We start from the raw sequence: 18,900 nt of genomic DNA, 5'->3' as shown, positions 1-18,900 counted from the left end.
GATGAGCGCCGGGGTTCTGGCGTTTGGGCACGTGGAAAATAAATAGCAGATCGCCAATCTATGGCGCTATCCAGGTCCCACGCCATTCCCCGTCTTCGAACACGAGACTGGCTCGCATGTGCCCAGCAGGATTCAGATCGAGATAATCGATTCTCGATACTGTCACTTCAATCAGGCAGAAGTTTTCGAATCCCGCTGACGGGCCCATATTTTCGGCGTGCGTCGCTGCATGGGCTTGGGCGGGAGACGTGACCGGCGTCGCTGGTGCAAACGGCGTGCGATAGACGATCAACGTCCGAGGCTGGCTCGAGTTCCAGACGTGTCTCCTCACCGATGTCGCTTCGACGATGCTCGCAACGCCATGCAGGCGTATTTGAATCCCCGCATCGAGATCGCAGCCGAGAAGCGATATGCGCGGATCGCGCCTCAATTCGGCCACTTTCGTAGACCGCACGTCGGTATGGAACATGACCGAGCGCTGTTCGCGAGAGGCGCGTCGCAATACGACCGTGCGCACGGCAGGGGCACCGTCTAGCGCGATCGTCGCGGCTTGCAGCATCGTGAAGGGTGAGCGCTCCTTGCCGGCATTTGCGCCCGCGTGCAGGTGCGCCCAGACCATGTCGACAATCTGATCCATATTCGCCGCGTTACAGACCACGCACGATACCGCCATCGACACGGATGTTTTGTCCCGTGATGTATCCCGCGGCATCCGACAAGAGGAACGCGACCGTTTGCGCGATCTCCTGTGTCTTGCCGAAGCGGCCCACCGGAATGCGAGCGACGATTTCCGGTGTTTCGGGCCAACTGTCGATAAATCCCGGTAGAACGGAATTGATTCGAATATTGTCCCTGGCGTAGCGATCGGCATAAAGGCGCGTGAATGAACTCAACGCGGCGCGCAACGCAGAAGAAACGGGCATGGCCTGTTCAGGCGCATCGGCGGCAAAGCTCGAAATATTCACCACCGCACCGCCGCCTTGCTCGAGAAATGCGGGCGTCACGCAGCGCAGCACGCGAGCGACGTTGAGCACGATGAGATCGAGCCCGAGGTGCCATTGTTCATCGGCGATAGACAACAGATCGCCTTTCGGGGGATGCCCCGTGTTGTTCACTACCGCATCAATGCGGCCGTACTTTTCAAGCGTTTCGCGAACGAATCGGTCAATACAGTCTGGTTCGGTTACTGAGCCCGTGAAGCCGAAGCCACCCAGCTCTCCCGCCAGTTCGGCCGCGCTGCCGGAGGGTGACATCAGGGCCAGACGGTAGCCACTAGCCGCCAGTTCACGCGCGATCGCCGCGCCCATACCTTTTCCAGCCGCAGTAACGAGTGCTACTTTTTCTACTGCCATGTTGCTCTCTCCTTGAATAGATTCAGCACGTCAGGGCCGCACTGCATGGGATTCTGTCTGGCAAACTGTATGGCGTTATGATCTGATTGTCGAATGATGTTTATTATTGTCTGACGATAAAAATTCTACAGGCTCGCGATTGATTCCGCTGTTGCTGGCTTTCACAATCCAATATACCCGTTGACGCACTCATTGAAGCCCCGCCACCTCCCGCCGCTGAATGCGCTGCGCGCGTTCGATGCATCTGCCCGGCACCTCAATTTTCGCCTCGCCGCCGAGGAACTCGGCGTGACGCAAGGCGCCGTTGCGCAACAGGTGCGGTTGCTGGAGGAAGCGCTGAATTTGCCCCTTTTCGCGAGGGGACCTCGGGGTCTTGCTCTCACGATCGAGGGGCATACGTACTTCGCTGCGGTTCAACGGGCGCTCACGATCGTCGCCGACGCGACCGAGGCGCTCAACCGGCGTTCGACATCCCTCACGATCAGCACGACGCCCTCATTCGCTTCGAAATGGCTGATACCCCGGCTTGCAGAGTTCGGCGAGAAACATCCGGATATCGACGTCCGGATTATTGCCGATGCCGCGCTGTGCAATTTCCGGTCCGACGGCGTGGATATCGCGGTCCGGCTCGGTAAGCCCCCGTTCGCGAAAGGGCTCGTCAGCGACCTGCTATTTCCGCTACAGGTGTTCGCGGTAGCCAATCCGCAACTGATCAAACCTGATTGCCCGGTGCGCACGATTTCGGACCTCGAAAATTACGTCTTGCTCCACGATTCTCATGACCTCTGGCCGGAGTTTTTTAACGCAGTGGAAAGCACAAACGATCATGGCACGCTGAAAGGGCCGCACTTCAGTCAGTCGTCGCTCGCCATCGACGCGGCCATTGCAGGGCAGGGCATTGCGCTCACGAGCGAACATCTCGTCGAGCGCGATATTGCAGCCGGAAGGCTGCAACGCCTGTTCGATTTTTCGTTACCGCTTTCACTGGGTTATTACGTTGTCCTCCCGCAGACCAGCGTCAGATGGGAGACGAGCCAGAAGCTTCGCACCTGGCTACTCGCTCAATTCAATTCCACCTCGAAAACGGCTCCGCTCGCGCGCTGAAGCAAGCGCTTTCGCAGTCAGCAATTTCTGCGCCAATCTCCGCATTGCAATGCAGCGCGCAAGCGCGCGACGTCTCGCCATCAGGCGGCTCGTGCGCACGCATTCATCGTTCGATCACCTTGCCGGTGCATAATGACCGAACCGCCGATGCAGTCGATGACTATCCGCCAAGGAGTTCGTCATGCTAGCGAGGAACGAGGAATTCGTCGCCCATCTGCTCTCCGACGTCATGGAGTTTGCGCGGGCGCGTTTGCCCGAGCCTACGTTCAGGATCGTCGAGCCTTTCCTGCAGCACTACTACGATTTTGCCGACGCTGAAGATCTGCGTAGCCGCAGCATCGCCGACCTGTACGGCGCCGCCATGGCGCACTGGCGAACCGCGCAGCGCTTCGTGCCGGGCAGCGAGCGCATGCAGGTCTACAACCCGATCCTCGAACAGCACGGCTGGCATTCGGACCACACCGTCATTGAAATCGTGAACGACGACATGCCGTTTCTCGTCGATTCCGTTTCCATGGCCGTCAATCGACTGGGACTCGCACTGCATTCCGCGCTGCACCCCGTATTCCGGATCTGGCGCGGCAAGGACGGGGCAATCGAGCGCGTGGGCGAGGGCGGGGCCAGCGCCGGCGACGGGCAATCGCAACTTGCCTCGTTCATCCATTTCGAAGTGGACCGCTGCGGCGACGCAGCAAAGCTCGACGAATTGCGTAACGATATTGCCAAGGTGCTCGGCGATGTGCGTGCGTCGGTCGAGGACTGGCCAAAACTCCTCGAGGCCGCGCGCACCACGATCAAGTCGATGAAGGCGCGCGAAACGAGCGCAGAGGAGATCGAAGCGCGCGCGTTTCTCGAATGGATGGTAGCCGACCATTTCACCTTCCTCGGCCAACGCGATTACGCGCTGGTTTCGCACGAGGGCGGCTACGCATTGCGCGGCGTGGAAGGCTCGGGGCTCGGGATTCTGCGCGAATCGCTGCGCGCGGCAGGCACTGCCGACATCACGCCGTTACCGCCGGCGGCCGAGGACATTATCAGCGGCGCATGGCCTATTTTTCTGACGAAAGCAAATTCGCGCGCCACGGTGCACCGGCCCGGCTATCTCGACTATGTGGGCGTAAAACTCGTCGGGGCGGACGGCAAGGTGTGCGGCGAGCGCCGCTTCGTGGGCCTTTACACCTCGACCGCCTATATGGTGTCCACTGCCGAAATCCCGATCGTGCGGCGCAAATGCGCGAATATCGTGCGACGTGCGGGCTTTCTGCCAAAAGGCCATCTCGGCAAATCGCTGGTGACGGTGCTCGAAACTTACCCACGCGACGAGTTATTGCAGGCGAGCGAAGATGAGCTTTTCGACATCGCGCTCGGCGTGCTGCGTTTGCAGGAACATCAGCGTACGCGCCTGTTCGTGCGGCGCGACCGCTTCAATCGCTTCGTTTCGTGCCTCGTGTACGTCTCGCGCGACAAATACAATACCGATCTGCGGCGGCGCATTGCCAATCTGCTCGTGGAGGCTTTCAACGGCGTTTCCGTGGAGTTCACGCCGTTGCTTTCGGAGTCGGCCATCGCGCGGATTCACTTTGTCGTGCATGCCGAGCCCGGCACGATGCCGGAGGTCGACACGCGTGAACTGGAAGCGCGGCTTGTGCAGGTCACGCGCCGCTGGCAGGACGATCTGGCCGACGCGCTGCTCGACGCGTTCGGCGAAGAGCAGGGCACACGTCTGCTGCATCGTTACGCCGATTCGTTTCCGCCAGGCTATCGCGACGACTACCCCGCGCGCACGGCAGTACGCGACATCGAGCTGATCGAGCGCGTGCAGGGAACGCAGCGTATCGCCATGAATCTCTACCGCCCCATCGAGGCGGGACCGCGTACGTTCCGCTTCAAGGTCTACTGTGCGGGCGAAGCCATTGCGCTTTCGCGCAGCCTGCCGATGCTCGAACATCTCGGCGTGCGGGTGGACGAAGAGCGGCCCTATGTGATCGAGGCGCCGTCCTGCGAGCCCGCGTGGGTTCATGATTTCGGCCTTGAACTCGCGGACGATGCCGAATTCGATATCGAACGCGTGAAGAGCCTGTTCGAAGATGCGTTTGAAAGCGTCTGGAATGCGCGCATCGAAAACGACGATTTCAACCGGCTCGTACTCAGGGCCTATTTGAGCGCGCGCGAAGTCACGATCCTGCGCGCCTATGCGAAGTATTTGCGTCAGGTAGGTTCGACCTTCAGCGACGCCTATATCGAGCGAGCGCTCACCGGCAATCCTGCAATCGCACGCCAGTTCGTCGAATTGTTCGTACTCCGATTCGATCCGCGCGATTCGCAGGCGCGGGAAGAACGCACGGCCCTCATGCTCAAGGCCATTGAAAGCGCGCTCGACCAGGTGCCCAATCTCGACGAAGACCGCATTCTGCGCCAGTTCCTCGGCGTGATCAACGCAACGGTGCGCACGAACTATTTCCGCCGCGAAGACAATGGCGCGGAGCGGCCCTCGCTCTCGTTCAAATTCGACCCGTCGAAAGTGCCGGGCCTGCCCGAGCCCAAGCCCATGTTCGAGATCTGGGTTTATTCGCCGCGCGTCGAAGGCGTGCATTTGCGCGGCGGACGCGTGGCGCGCGGCGGCCTGCGCTGGTCCGATCGTCGCGAAGACTTCCGCACCGAAGTGCTCGGTCTCATGAAGGCGCAGATGGTGAAGAACGTTGTGATCGTGCCCGTGGGATCGAAGGGCGGTTTCGTCGTGAAGAACCCGCCGCCCGCAAGCGACCGCGAGGCGTGGATGCGCGAAGGCGTGGCCTGCTATCAGACCTTCCTGCGCGGCCTGCTCGATCTCACCGACAACCTGGTGAACAACGCGATCGTGCCGCCGCCCGATGTCGTGCGCCACGACCCCGACGACCCCTATCTCGTCGTGGCCGCCGACAAGGGCACGGCGACATTTTCCGACTACGCGAACGCGATATCCGCCGAATACGGTTTCTGGCTCGACGATGCTTTCGCCTCGGGCGGCTCCGTAGGCTACGATCACAAAAAGATGGCGATCACGGCGCGCGGCGCGTGGGAGTCGGTCAAGCGGCATTTCCGCGAAATGGGCGTGGATACGCAGGCCACGGATTTCACCGTGGTCGGCATTGGCGACATGTCGGGCGACGTGTTCGGCAACGGCATGCTGCTCTCGCCGCATATCAAACTCGTCGCCGCCTTCGATCATCGCCATATTTTCCTCGATCCCAATCCCGATCCGGCCGCGAGCCTCGCCGAGCGTACGCGGCTTTTCGCGCTCGAACGTTCCAGTTGGGCCGACTACGATCCCGCGACGATATCGGCGGGCGGCGGCGTGTTCGCGCGCACCATGAAGACGATTCCGCTTTCGGCCGCGGTGCGCGCCGCGCTCGGCATCGACGCGGCCGCGCTCTCGCCAACCGAGTTGATTCGGGGGATCCTGCTCGCGAACGTCGATCTGCTCTATAACGGCGGCATCGGCACCTATGTGAAAGCCGCGCGCGAGACCAACGCACAAGTCGGCGACCGCGCCAACGACGCCGTACGCGTGAACGGCTCCGAGTTGCGCTGCAAGGTCGTGGGCGAGGGCGGCAATCTGGGCGTCACGCAACTCGGGCGCATCGAATTCGCCCAGCACGGCGGCCACATCAATACGGATGCGATCGACAATTCAGCAGGCGTGGATTGTTCGGACCACGAAGTGAACATCAAGATTCTGCTCGGACTCGTGGTAGCCGACGGCGAAATGACGACGAAGCAGCGCAACACGTTGCTCGCGGAGATGACCGACGAAGTCGGCCTGCTGGTGCTGAGCGACAACTACTATCAGACGCAGGCGCTTTCGATCGCAGGCCGCTATGCGGTGGAACTGCTCGATGCCGAATCGCGCCTCATGCGCTGGCTCGAACGTGCGGGACGTCTCAACCGGCATATCGAATTCCTGCCGACCGACGACGAAATTGCCGAACGCCAGGCCGCGAAACTCGGGCTCACGTCGCCGGAGCGTGCCGTGCTGCTCGCTTACAGCAAGATGTGGCTCTACGACGCGTTGCTGGACTCGTCCGTGCCTGAAGACCCGCTCGTCGCGAACCTGCTGATCGACTACTTTCCGAAGCCGCTGCAACAGCGCTTTAGCGAACCAATGCATCGGCATCCGCTGCGGCGCGAAATCCTGGCGACGCATCTGACGAACGCGCTGATGAACCGAGTGGGTTGCGCATTCGTGCATCGTCTGATGGAGGAAACCGACGCGCAACCCGGCGAAATCGTGCGCGCGTGCATCATGGCGCGCGATGTATTCGGTCTCGACGATATCTGGCGCGCCATCGATTCGCTCGACAACCGCGTGCCCGACGACGTGCAGGCGCGTATGTTCGTCGACATCGCGCGGTTGCTCGAACGCGCGGCGCTATGGTTCCTGCGGCATCTGCAGGCGGGAGCGGTCAATGACGACGGCGTGAGCACGCTGCTGGCGCGCTGTCGCGACGCCGCGCAGCGCCTCGCACCGCAATTGCCGACGCTGCTGCCCGAAGCGGATCTCGAAGCGCTCTCGGCGCGCCAGGGCGAACTCGTGAACGCGGGCGTTGAAAATGCGCTAGCGCTGCGCGTGGCGAGCGGAGATATTTCGGTAGCACTACTGGACATTGCCGACGTGGCGGCGGCGTGCGACCAGCCCCTTGAGCGCGTTGCGGCGGTGTACTTTGCCTTGGGCACGCGGCTCAATTACAGTTGGATTAGCGAGCGTGCGGCGACCTTGCCCACGCCCACGCATTGGGACACCATGGCGCGCGCCGCGGCGCTCGCCGAGGTGGCGCACCTCAAGCGCGCACTCACGACGAGCGTGCTTGCGCAGGGCGCTGATTCCGAGAACGCGCAAACACTCGTGGACGCATGGTGCGCGCAACACGAAGCCGCGCTCGAGCGTTATGCACAGTTGCTTACGGAACTGCGCGCTTCGAGCGGCGTGAGTCTTTCTGTGCTGCTCGTAATCGTGCGAGCGATGGCGGCGCTCGAAAGGAGTTGAGGGCCGGCGCGGCGGTGATGCGAGCGGCTGGTCAGGCGGCGGCCGCTTCGGTCACCGCCTGCGTGCTCGCCACGGCCGCCGCGTGCTCGCGAATCAGACGATAGACCGTTTCGCCGGCCACCGTCTCCGATTCGAGCAACTGGTCGGCGATCGCGCGCAGCACCGGCTCGTTCGCGCGCAGCAATGCGAAGCACGCGTCATTGAGTTCGTGCAGCAGCCCGTTCGCGTGCTCGATCGCGGTCTTCAACTGCAAGCCCGCGACCTGCTGCGGCAGAGCCGCGAGACTGAACAGATTGCCGTCCGCGTTGAAGCCGTGCTTCGACACCATGTCGAGACTGATGCGCGAGGCCTCCTGCAGATCCTGCGCCGCGCCGCTCGATGCTTCGCGGAACATGAGCAATTCCGCATTGCGGCCACCCAGCAGGACCTGAATCTCGTTGCGCATTTCCGTCTCGCGATACAGGTACTTGTCCTGCATTTTCGTGATCAGCGCCACGCCCAGTGCGCCCCCGCGCGGCAGAATCGTCACTTCTTCGAGCACGCCGGTGCCGAGGAGGGCGGCGACGAGGCCATGTCCCGCTTCGTGGATCGCAATGCGCGTGCGTTCGTCGTCCGAAAGCGCGCGCTCGGCGCCGTTCACATCGCCAATGCGCGCAATCTTGATCGCTTCGAGAAAATCCACCGCGGCGATTTCCTGCTTGCCGGCCTTGCGCGCGACGAGACCCGCCTGATTCACGATCATCGAGAGCGTGGCCGGCGAAAGGCCCGTGGTCAACCGCGCGAGCTGATTGAAATCGATGTCGTCGGCTTTCGTTTTCAGATTGGTGGCGTAGAAGCGCAATATCTCGGCACGATCCTCGAGATCGGGCAGACGCACCTGCACCGTGCGGTCGAAACGGCCGGGACGGCGCAGCGCTTCGTCGAGATTGTCGGGGTGATTGGTTGCGGCCACAATGATCACGCCTTCGTTCGATTCGAAGCCATCCATCTCCGCGAGCAACTGATTGATGATGCGGTTGCTCTCCGCCTCGACCGGACCGCCGCCCGTATCGGTGCGCTTGCCGAGACCGTCCGCCTCGTCGATGAAGATGACCGTGGGCGCATTCTTGCGCGCAAGTTCGAACAGGCGCTTGACCTTCTGAATGCCAACGCCGTAATACTTCGCGCTGAAATAGCTGCCCGTGATGGCGATGAAGTTCGCGCCGCATTCGCCTGCCAGCGCCTGAGCGAGGCGCGTTTTGCCGACGCCTGGGCCGCCCGTCATCAACACGCCGCATGGTGCGCGCACGCCCATGCCCGTGAATTGCGCCGGCTCGGTGAGCCACGCGCGCACGTCGGCGAGCGCGGCTTTCGCTTCGCCCGCGCCAATCACGTCCTCGAAGCGCAACGTAGGCGATTCGCCGAGCAATTGCGCGCCGCCGCCCATTTCGCGGCGCATGAACCAGAACAGGCCGCCTAGCATCAATACGGGAAACAGCAGACTGAGGGCGTCGCGCAGGCGGTCGAATACTTCAGTCCAGTGCGCGGGGCCAACGCTCACGTCGGCGTGCGGCAACCACACGAGTTGCCATGGCGGCGTGGCGCCCGGCTTCAGATCGCCGAGCAAGAGGGCGTTCGAAAATGCGCCGTTATGGTCGGCCACATAATACTTTTCGCCGCCGACGGTCGAGACGAGAATCGCTTCGCGGCTCACGCCGATCGCGGCGACATCGCGGTCGTGAATATCGCGCAGCAATTCCGACGCATCTTTCTCGCGCTTCGTCCACGGCGACGCGTCATGCCGCATTTCGCGGGCCACGCCGCCCAGCGCCGCTGGCTGGGAGCGCGCGAGATTCGCATCGTGCCGCCAGTAGAAGAGACCAGCCGTTGCCGCGACTGCGACCACGCAAATACCCAACGCAACGTATCGGCCAAAGCGTGACCACCGCGAATTCCTTGCCGCTTTCATGAATCTATTCCTGCCTCGCGCCGCCGTGACGACGCTAGAAATATATCGTGGGACTGGAGGCGCCCGAGCGTCGCGCCTTGCGTAGTCCATAGATATTCAGGAATACGAAAACGACCCTTTTTATTGCGCTGCTCCTATCGAATTATGCCTGTATTGTGCGGCGCGAGAAAAAAAGGATTGACGGATAAATACCTTTTAATCCAGGGATTTAGGGTTGGTGGCGTGATTTTTTTGAGGGCGTGATCGGATCTGAAGCCGGGGCGCGAAAACACAAGCGCGTTACCCGCGATTGCGTTCTGCGACAATAGCCCCCAATTCCCGCTCTTGCCGATGATGAAATGGAACTCAGACAACTGCGCTATTTTCTCAGCGTCGTCGAACATGGAAGCATGGGCAAAGCCGCGCTGGAACTCGGCGTCGTCACTTCCGCGCTGAGTCAGCAGATCAGCCGTCTGGAAGGCGAACTATCCACACGACTGTTGCAGCGCACTTCCAGTGGTGTCGTCCCGACCGATGCCGGCCTCGCATTCTGGCGGCAGGCGCAACTCGCGCTGCGCCATATCGACGATGCCGCGCTCGCTGCACGCGATGCCCGTCTGTCCGGGCACGTGAGCGTCGGCATGGCGCCGAGCACGGCGAGCGTGCTCGGCGTCGCCTTCATGCAGGCCATGCGCGAGCGCTATCCCGAGGTTCGTCTGCGCATGGTGGAAAGTCTGTCCGGCTATCTGGCTTCCATGCTGAGTGCGCGTCAAATCGACCTCGCCGTGCTGTTTCGCGAAGTACCCGCACAACGCTGGAGCGTGGCGCCGCTGCTCGAGGAACGGCTGTTCGTCATCGGCGCGAGCCATGTCGGCGGTATGCCCAGCGGCGCCTCGGTGCGTCTCGGGCAACTTGGCAAACTGCCGCTGATTCTTCCCAGCGGCACGCACGGGCTTCGCTCTCTGCTGAGCGCCGCATTCAAGCGCGCCAGATACGAACCCAACGTCATCGCGGAAGTGGACGGCCTGGCACTCCTGATGGATTCCGTGCGGGCTGGCTTTGGTGCGACCATTCAACCGGGAGCCGCGCTCGCGCGCCCGGAGAATGCCGCTTTGGCGAGTGTGCGCGTGGCCGAGAGTTACGCGACGCGTCCCAACATGATCGCAAGCGTCTCCGACGACGAGTTGTCGCCCGCGGGCTTGGCGGCGCGAGTCGTGCTCGCCGATGTAGCCCGCCGGCTGGTTCGCGAAGGACGTTGGCCCGGCGCGCGCCTGCGCCCGGAGGCAGTCTTCACGAAAACTGAAGACCCCTTAACGGCCCCCTGATGGCGGGCGGAGCGCGCGGCCATTAGAGTGTGTCCGAAAGGAGGCACAGAGGATGGTCGATGTACTTGTGATCGGAGGAGGCAATGCTGCGCTATGTGCAGCGTTGATGGCGCGCGAAGCCGGCGCGTCGGTCCTGCTGCTCGAATCGGCGCCGCGCGAGTGGCGCGGCGGCAACTCACAGCACACGCGCAACTTGCGGTGCATGCATGACGAGCCGCAGGACGTGCTGGTTGATGCGTATCCCGAAGAGGAATTCTGGCAAGACCTGCTGAAAGTCACGGGCGGCATCACCAACGAGCATCTCGCGCGCCTGACGATACGCGCCTCGTCGTCGTGCCGGCCGTGGATGCAGAAGCACGGCGTGCGTTTCCAGCCTCCGCTCTCAGGCGCCCTGCATGTGGCGCGCACCAACGCGTTCTTCATGGGCGGCGGCAAGGCGCTCGTCAACGCGTATTACCGCAGCGCGCAAGCGCTCGGCGTGGAGATCCGGTACGAAACGCCAGTGGACTCACTGGAACTGAATGGCGGCCGCTTCGTCGCGGCGAAGAGCGGCAATCAGCGCTTCGAGGCGCGCGCCTGCGTACTGGCGGCGGGCGGCTTCGAATCGAACCGTGAGTGGCTGCGCGAAGCGTGGGGGCAGAACGAGCGCGGCGAGTGGCCGGCCGATAACTTCCGCATTCGCGGCACGCGCTTCAACATGGGCGTGTTAATCAAGCACATGATCGACGCGGGCGCGGATATGATCGGCGACCCGTCGCAGTCGCATTGCGTCGCCATCGATGCGCGCGCGCCGCTCTATGACGGCGGCATCTGTACGCGCATCGACTGCGTTTCGCTCGGCGTGGTCGTAAATCGCGACGCCGAGCGCTTCTACGACGAAGGCGAGGACTTCTGGCCCAAGCGCTACGCGATCTGGGGGCGGCTCGTTGCGCAACAGCCGGGTCAGATCGGCTATTCGATCATCGACTCGAAAGCCATTGGCCGCTTCATGCCGCCCGTGTTTCCGGGCGAAAGAGCCAATACGCTGCCCGAACTCGCGCGCAAGCTGAACCTGCCCGAAGCGCGCTTTATGGAAACGCTCACGCGCTACAACGAGGCGTGCCGCGTCGGCACCTTCGATCACACCGCGCTCGACGACTGCCACACCGACGGCATTACGCCGCCCAAGACGCACTGGGCGCGCTCCATTGATACGCCGCCTTACTACGGTTACGCGCTGCGGCCCGGCATCACGTTCACGTACCTCGGACTCAAGACCAACGACCGCGCGCAGGTCCATTTTGGCGGCGAAGCCAGCGAGAACCTGTTCGTCGCGGGCGAGATGATGGCGGGCAACGTGCTCGGCAAGGGTTACACGGCGGGTGTCGGCATGTCGATCGGCACCGCATTCGGGCGCATTGCCGGCACACAGGCAGCGCGCGCCGCACTTCAGACGACGGAGACTCACCATGCAGCGCACTGACGCCCTCGCGGGCGAGCGCACGAGCACAGTGCCAGCGGATGTAAAAACGGTTCGCGGGACGCAAGGCGGCGCACGGGTGATTCCCATTGTGCCGATGAGCGCCAGCGAAAGCGAAGTGGCGCGGCAGATGCAGATCTGCAACGCCTGCCGCTATTGCGAAGGTTTCTGCGCCGTGTTCCCGGCCATGACGCGCCGCCTCGAATTTGGCAAGGCGGACGTGAACTACCTCGCGAACCTGTGTCACAACTGCGGCGCGTGCTATCACGCCTGCCAGTACGCACCGCCGCACGAGTTCGCCGTGAACGTGCCGCAGGCGATGGCCAAAGTACGCCTCGAAACCTATACGGAATACGCGTTCCCGGCCGCCCTCGGCGCGCTCTACAAACGCAACGGCCTCACGGTTTCGGTCGCACTCGCAGCGGGGCTCGCGCTCTTTCTGCTGCTCGGCACGGCTATGCACGGCGGACTTTCGGCTCCTGTCGCTGCGGCGAACTTCTATGCGATCTTCCCGCATAACCTGCTCGCGGCGATGTTCGGTGCGGTCTTTCTGTTCGCTGTGCTGGCGCTAGGCGTGGGCGTCACGCGTTTCTGGCGCAACGTGTCGGCGGGAACGGCGAGCGCAAGCGCACCCGCGGTGGTCGAAGCCGCGGGAAACGCGCTGACGCTCAAGTATCTCGACGGCGGCCACGGCGACGGCTGCAACGAATCGAACGACGCTTTCACGCTTGCGAGACGGCGTTTCCATCATCTGACGTTTTATGGCTTCATGCTGTGCTTTGCCGCTACGGTGGTCGCGACGGCGTATCACTACCTGCTCGGGCTGGAGGCGCCGTATCCCTTCCTGAGCGTGCCGGTCCTGCTGGGCACGCTGGGCGGCATCGGGCTTATCATTGGACCGGCGGGGCTGCTGTGGCTCAATCTAAAGCGGCATCCGCAGCAGGGCGATACGCGCCAGCGCTCGATGGACCGCGGGTTCATCGCGCTCCTGCTGCTTACGAGCGCATCGGGCCTCGCGCTCATGGGCTTGCGGGCGACCTCCGCCATGCCGGCGCTGCTCGCGATTCACCTGGGAATCGTCATGGCGCTGTTCGCGACGTTGCCTTACGGGAAATTCGCCCATGGCATTTTCCGCTCGGCGGCGTTGCTCAAATCGTCGATAGAAAAGCGGCAGCGCAACACGCTCAGTCTCGGTTCTGACTAGCGGCGGCAAAAAAACGGGGGAGCGTCATGCTCCCCCGCGTGACACCAACAATCACAGGAGACAGTCCATGAACCCCACAGAGCCGAGCGCCACCTCGCGCGCGTCGCGGGCGGCAACCGTGCTGCGCGTCACGAGCGGCAATTTCCTCGAACAGTTCGACTTCTTTCTGTTTGGCTTCTACGCCACGTCGATTTCGAGGATCTTCTTTCCATCGACGAGTGAATATGCTTCGTTGATGCTGACCTTCGCCGTATTCGGCGCGGGCTTCCTCATGCGTCCGCTCGGCGCGATCCTGCTTGGCGCCTATATCGACAAAGTGGGGCGGCGCATGGGTTTGATCGTCACGCTTTCCATCATGGCGAGCGGCACGATCCTGATCGCCTGCGTGCCGGGCTACGCGACGATTGGGTTGCTCGCGCCCGCGCTTGTCCTGATCGGCCGGCTATTGCAGGGCTTTTCGGCGGGCGCGGAACTGGGTGGTGTTTCCGTGTATCTCTCGGAAATGGCGACACCGGGAAACAAGGGCTTCTACACGAGCTGGCAATCGGCGAGCCAGCAGGTCGCGATCGTAATGGCTGCGGCGCTTGGCTATGCGTTGAATCAGTGGCTTTCCGCGCAGCAGATCGCCGCATGGGGTTGGCGCATTCCGTTTTTTATCGGTTGCGCCATCGTGCCGTTTCTCTTCATTCTGCGCCGCTCGCTGCAGGAGACCGCTGCGTTCGAAGCGCGCCGCCATCATCCGCAGGCGCGCGAAATCTTCGCGATGCTGCTGGCCAACTGGCGCACCGTTATCGCCGGCATGCTGCTCACGGCGATGACGACCACGACGTTCTATCTCATCACCGTCTATACGCCGACTTTCGGTAAAGCCGTACTCCGGCTCTCCACGGCCGATACGCTCATTGTGACGCTCTTCGTGGGCCTGTCGAACTTCGCATGGCTTCCGATTGGCGGTGCGCTTTCGGATCGCGTAGGCCGCAAGCCGATCCTGCTCGCCATTTCCGCGCTGGCGATCGTCACCGCGTATCCGGCGCTTTCATGGCTTGCCGCTGCGCCGAGTTTCGCTCGCATGCTGATCGTGCTGCTGTGGTTCTCGTTTTTCTTCGGCATGTACAACGGCGCGATGGTCGCTGCGCTCACCGAAGTCATGCCGGCCCAGGTGCGCGTTGCGGGCTTCTCGCTGGCATTCAGCCTCGCAACAGCGCTGTTTGGCGGCTTTACGCCGGCGGTATCGACCTATCTGATCGAAATCACGCACGACAAAGCCGCGCCGGGCTACTGGCTCAGCTTTGCCGCGTTGTGCGGGCTCGCCGCGACGCTCGGGTTGTATCGGCGGCGTTCGGGGCGCGTGGAGTCGGCGGGCGTATCGCTTTGATGCGACGACAGCGCATCCGATGTAGCTGTTTTCCGGCCGGTTATTGAACATTACAAACGTGCGCTTCATTTCGGCCGGAACTAAAACATCTGCCTTGCTGCCGGAGAGCAACGCAGCGGGGCAGTATCGATCCTGCGTGAAACATGAATCGAACGCAGGAAGCGCGTGAAGAAGCATTTGGCTGAAGCGGGGTCGCGCTGCTTCAGCCGCAGCATGTCGAATTTGGCGCTGTATTCATCGACCCTCGGCACCTCGCCATCCCGTACCACTTGCCGCGCAGGCTCACGAGCATCGCGTCATTAATCAGTTTAACTGACTAACTCTGCCAGTTTGGTCAGCTTCGTGTCCCCCTCGACTGTCCTCTGCGGCGCATTCCCGCCCGCAGGTGTTGCCGATGCCATTTCGCACTGCGCGTCGACACAATCGCACGCCCAGACAGTGATTGCGCATCGCCGCCAAAAAAGTGTCATGGCGCGCGCGCCGGAACCGGCGCGGGTCCTTCTCCTTTCGCCATATTCGCTCCAAAACAGGTTGCCGGGCTTCGAGACCGCAAGTTCCGAACTAGCGGAAACCCCGCGTTGACTTCCACCCAGTCCGCAGACTACTATTTTAAATACAAAAACGAATACGATAGTTGCGACAGGAATTTGGGTTGTCCCGGTACCAAGGCGTGCCGCGGGTTGCTTGACATTTTCGTGTTTGAAAAACTAGAGACAGGAGACAGCAGTGCAAAAGAAAGTTGCAGCGTGCATTTGGGGGGCGTTGCTCCCGTGCATGGCCCACGCGCAGTCGAGCGTCACGCTCTACGGCGTTGCCGACATTTTTTACGGGTACTTCAAGAACTCCGCTACGAGTGTCAGTAGCATGAACTCCGGCGGGTTGGGTGGCTCGAGGTGGGGTATCCGCGCGAAGGAGGATCTCGGCGGTGGGCTCTCCGCTATCGCCGTGCTGGAAAACGGCTTCAATATCAACAACGGCACGCTGGGGCAGGGCGGTCGCGAGTTCGGGCGGCAAGCCTATCTTGGGGTTGAGAGTCCGTGGGGCTCGCTGATCTCGGGGCGGCTGCAAACCGTGGGCTACGTATGGGCGACCAGTTTTGATCCCGTCCTGATGTCGACAGGATCGGTATTGGGCTCGATGACTGGAGAGGAGCCCCGGCCGTGGATCTTCAATCCGCTGCAAGACCCGGCGCGTCAGGATAACGCGCTGCAGTACAGCTCGCCCACCTGGCACGGACTTAGCGCGACGCTGGGTTACTCGTTCGGGTCAAATCAGGGCGCGGACAAAAACACCAAATACGAGATCGGAAGTGTTTGGTATACAAACGGCGGCCTGACGGCGAGCTACGGGCTGGCTCGAAGCATCACGGTGGCGCCTGGTGCGGATTCCAATACGCTTGAGCATGCGTTTGGCGTGAAATATCGGTTCGACTGGTTGACCTTGTACGGGACCTATCAGTTGCGACGAAATAATCCCGGATACACCGACAAGGCATGGCAAGGAGGGTTCACCGTGAATACGGGGCCCGTTGGCACGCTGGGCTTCGGTTACGGCGGGCTTAGCGACGAGAATGAGGTTCCTGGCGGAAACTGGAGCGTGCGATCGTTCGCGGTGACCTACACCTACTTCCTGTCAAAATCCACTTCGTTGTACGGCTTCTACAAGAAACTCTGGAACGGCGGTGTCGGGAAGCAGAGCATCTTTCCGCCCGGGGGCTTGCCAGCCCCCACGTCCTACGACGAACACGTGACCGCGCTGGGCATCGGCATGCAAACACGTTTCTAGTACGGAGCTGCAAATCTTGCAGTAAGCATTTTCGGGGAGTCAGGATGTCGATATCTATAAGCCTGACTCCCTACCGGGTGCTTTGGCGATGCACAGGACAACGAACTGCGCCCCGCGCCCTGGGCGCCAAACCAGGTTATGGCCGCCAGGAATCCGGATATAATTCTCGATTGTATAAAATTCCGGAATCCGGGCATCGTGGAAATCGTAGAGTTCAACGGGATCGATCTCCCATCACAGATCGCAGCGGAAACCCGCAGACTGATCAACCGGGGCACGCTCGCCCCCGGTCTCCAGTTGCGCCAGGCCGATCTCGCCGAGCGATTCGGTATCAGCCGTGTGCCGGTGCGGGAGGCGCTCAAGCTGCTCGCGGCGGAAGGCATCATCGAACATGACGCGAATCGCGGCTTTTTCGTGGCCCAGCTTTCCAGCGACGAAGCGAAACAACTCTACAGGATGCGCCATCTGCTAGAGGCGGAATTGCTCGCGACGGTCGTCTGGCCAACGCCCGCTCATCTGAAGCTGCTCGAGGCGATGGTGGCGGAGTTGCATACGCTGCTCGCAACCGGCGCGCGCGACGCGTGGATAGAGCGTCACCGGGCGTTTCATGACGCCATTTTCGACCTGTCGGAAAACAAGATCCTCAAGCGCGAGGTTCTCAGGCTCATGCGGCTGACCGACCGTTACCGCTCGCTGGCGACGGACCTCACGGTCCAGCGAACGCACCTCGACGCGCGTATAGAAGAGCAACTGATCAAGGCTTTGGTAACGCAGAACCGGAAACTGTTGCTGGATACGTACGATAAGGGCCGGGCGATCGTGCTCGGGGGGCTGATGTCGGTTCTGCAGGCGCGCGGCGTTTAAGCCGCGCCGGTCCTGCATGGCGCGAGTTCGCGCCCCTCGTCAGAATCGAACGAGCATCCCCATCGCAATCACCGACTGAATATTGCCGGCCGCCACGGTGTTGCCGATTTCGGCCGGATACGCGCCGTTCGTGCGCTGGAACACGCCGGTCAGATAGATCGACGTCAGCTTCGAAAGAGCATGCGTGAGCTGGAGCGCGGCCTGGTTGACCGTCACATTCTTCAACTGGGCGTTGCCGTTGGAGTACGTGTAAGCCGCGCCCAGATTCCAGTCGAACGTGAAGTCATAACCCACGCCGGTCGCCAGCGCGTAGATTCTCGCGCCGGTATAGGTGTTGCGCGCCTGACTGTACATGGCGGTGAGCTTGAAGTCCGCGATTCGGGTACGCACGCCGGCCAGCAGGTTGGCGATGCCGTCGTGACCGTTGTTCACCGGACTGTAGTTCTGGTCGGTGTAGACGACAGCGGCGCGCGTTTCCCCCGCGCGGTAGCTCAATACGGCGCTCTTGCCCGAGCCGTTCGAAAAATCGCCGGCAACGCCGCCGAAGCTATACATCGCTCCGACCGAGAAGCCCGCATATTCGTCGGACACGACCTTGACGGCGTTGGACATGCGTTCGCCGCCCACGCGGTCCCAGTTGATCGCCCCCAGTCCGGTGGGCACGCCGTTGGTGATGATCGGAGCATAAGGGCCGCCGGCGATCGCCGCCCCGATTTGCGCCGGTCCGTGCACGCCAAGCAGATCCGCGCCAAAACTCCCCGTGCGAAAGTTCAGCATGCCGCCCGCGATACCCGTTGCGGGATCGATGCCGCCAATCAGGAAGTAGTCGAAGCTGAAGTCGTTCTGCTGACCCATCCGGATGCTACCCGCCCCGGCTTGCCGCAATCCGACCCATGCGGAGTTTTCGAAGATGGCGCCATGCGATTGCGGAGAGAGCGCGCCATTGCTCAACCCGATCATCGAGTCGAGACTGAAGTTGGCGCTGAGACCGCCCCCGAGGTCTTCGGCGCCGCGAAAAAAGATCTTCGTGGGAAAGATCGCGGAGTCCTGCATCTGAACAAGGCGCGACCCGTTCGAATCGCGGTAGCCGGCAACGCTCTCGTCCAGAAAGCCACCGATGGTGAAAGTCGTTTGCCCATGTGCGGCCGGGCCGGTTCCGGCGATCGCGCCGGCCACGAGCAGGACGCGCGAAAACGGATGTTTGCTCCACGTGCTTCGGCGAAACATTGTGTCTCCTCACTTTGTCTTTTGATTCAAGTCGTGCAACTGCGTGTAATTGACCAGCCACGGAGCGTGGTGGACGTCTCACACCTCCTTGCCGGTTGCGCACCGCTTTTGAGCGGCTGAGCGTGCTGCGTCAGGATCCCGGTTCGAGATCCAGATGAGGTCGGCAACCGGAATCGTCTGTGCCGAATTTTTCGCGGGTAAGCGAGGGCTGCCTGATAATCTGCAATTCTTTTTTGAATACTATTCAGAATAATT

General features: G+C 61.9%; 12 protein-coding genes. 8 read left to right on the top strand and 4 right to left on the bottom strand.

Features of this window, described 5'->3' with window-relative positions; genetic code table 11:
* Window positions 1-58: 58 nt before the first annotated feature.
* On the bottom strand, window positions 59-637 hold the full coding sequence (locus tag U5768_RS03485) for a pyridoxamine 5'-phosphate oxidase family protein (RefSeq protein WP_322028975.1): 579 nt from the start codon (window positions 635-637) through the stop codon (window positions 59-61).
* A 10-nt stretch (window positions 638-647) separates the two neighbouring features.
* Complete coding sequence (locus U5768_RS03480) at window positions 648-1,352, bottom strand: SDR family oxidoreductase (protein WP_322028974.1); 705 nt, start codon at window positions 1,350-1,352, stop codon at window positions 648-650.
* Window positions 1,353-1,532: 180 nt separating this feature from the next.
* On the opposite strand from U5768_RS03480, the gene gcvA reads away from it, so the two are divergent.
* Both gcvA and U5768_RS03470 read left to right on the top strand, forming a co-directional pair.
* Window positions 1,533-2,456 carry a transcriptional regulator GcvA gene (gene gcvA, locus U5768_RS03475; RefSeq protein ID WP_415913835.1) on the top strand — a complete coding sequence of 308 codons (924 nt, stop codon included), beginning with the start codon at window positions 1,533-1,535 and terminating at the stop codon, window positions 2,454-2,456.
* A 181-nt stretch (window positions 2,457-2,637) separates the two neighbouring features.
* Window positions 2,638-7,479: an NAD-glutamate dehydrogenase gene (locus U5768_RS03470; RefSeq protein WP_322028972.1), complete on the top strand. Its 4,842-nt coding sequence runs from the start codon at window positions 2,638-2,640 to the stop codon at window positions 7,477-7,479.
* A gap of 31 nt (window positions 7,480-7,510) precedes the next feature.
* Here U5768_RS03470 and U5768_RS03465 read toward each other — a convergent pair whose 3' ends face one another.
* Entirely contained in the window at window positions 7,511-9,427 is a 1,917-nt protein-coding gene (locus U5768_RS03465) for an AAA family ATPase (protein WP_322028971.1), read from the bottom strand.
* Between the two features lie 338 nt (window positions 9,428-9,765).
* Between U5768_RS03465 and U5768_RS03460 the strand changes: the two genes are divergently transcribed.
* The 6 genes from U5768_RS03460 to U5768_RS03435 all read left to right on the top strand — a co-directional run bounded on the left by U5768_RS03460 (window position 9,766) and on the right by U5768_RS03435 (window position 17,418).
* Entirely contained in the window at window positions 9,766-10,731 is a 966-nt protein-coding gene (locus tag U5768_RS03460) for a LysR family transcriptional regulator (RefSeq protein WP_322028970.1), read from the top strand.
* A gap of 52 nt (window positions 10,732-10,783) precedes the next feature.
* A complete protein-coding gene (gene tcuA / locus U5768_RS03455) occupies window positions 10,784-12,193 on the top strand; it encodes an FAD-dependent tricarballylate dehydrogenase TcuA (protein WP_322028969.1) in 1,410 nt (469 codons plus the stop codon).
* Window positions 12,180-13,394 (top strand): tricarballylate utilization 4Fe-4S protein TcuB, encoded by a 1,215-nt coding sequence (tcuB, locus tag U5768_RS03450; protein WP_322028968.1) that lies wholly within the window; start codon window positions 12,180-12,182, stop codon window positions 13,392-13,394. Before tcuA ends, tcuB begins: the two co-directional genes overlap by 14 nt.
* Before the next feature lie 67 nt (window positions 13,395-13,461).
* Window positions 13,462-14,769 (top strand): MFS transporter, encoded by a 1,308-nt coding sequence (locus U5768_RS03445; protein WP_322028967.1) that lies wholly within the window; start codon window positions 13,462-13,464, stop codon window positions 14,767-14,769.
* Between the two features lie 726 nt (window positions 14,770-15,495).
* Window positions 15,496-16,554 (top strand): porin, encoded by a 1,059-nt coding sequence (locus tag U5768_RS03440; RefSeq protein ID WP_322028966.1) that lies wholly within the window; start codon window positions 15,496-15,498, stop codon window positions 16,552-16,554.
* Window positions 16,555-16,692: 138 nt separating this feature from the next.
* Window positions 16,693-17,418, top strand: coding sequence for a GntR family transcriptional regulator (locus U5768_RS03435; protein ID WP_322028965.1), 726 nt, complete (start codon window positions 16,693-16,695; stop codon window positions 17,416-17,418).
* Window positions 17,419-17,457: 39 nt separating this feature from the next.
* Here the strand turns inward: U5768_RS03435 and U5768_RS03430 are convergent, their stop codons facing one another.
* On the bottom strand, window positions 17,458-18,645 hold the full coding sequence (locus U5768_RS03430) for a porin (RefSeq protein ID WP_322028964.1): 1,188 nt from the start codon (window positions 18,643-18,645) through the stop codon (window positions 17,458-17,460).
* Window positions 18,646-18,900 lie beyond the last annotated feature (255 nt).

The sequence above is a fragment of the Paraburkholderia sp. J76 genome, from assembly GCF_905220295.1.
Classification (GTDB): Bacteria; Pseudomonadota; Gammaproteobacteria; order Burkholderiales; family Burkholderiaceae; genus Paraburkholderia.
The sequence above is the reverse complement of the archived record's forward strand: the minus strand, read 5'-3'. Positions and strand labels throughout refer to the sequence as shown.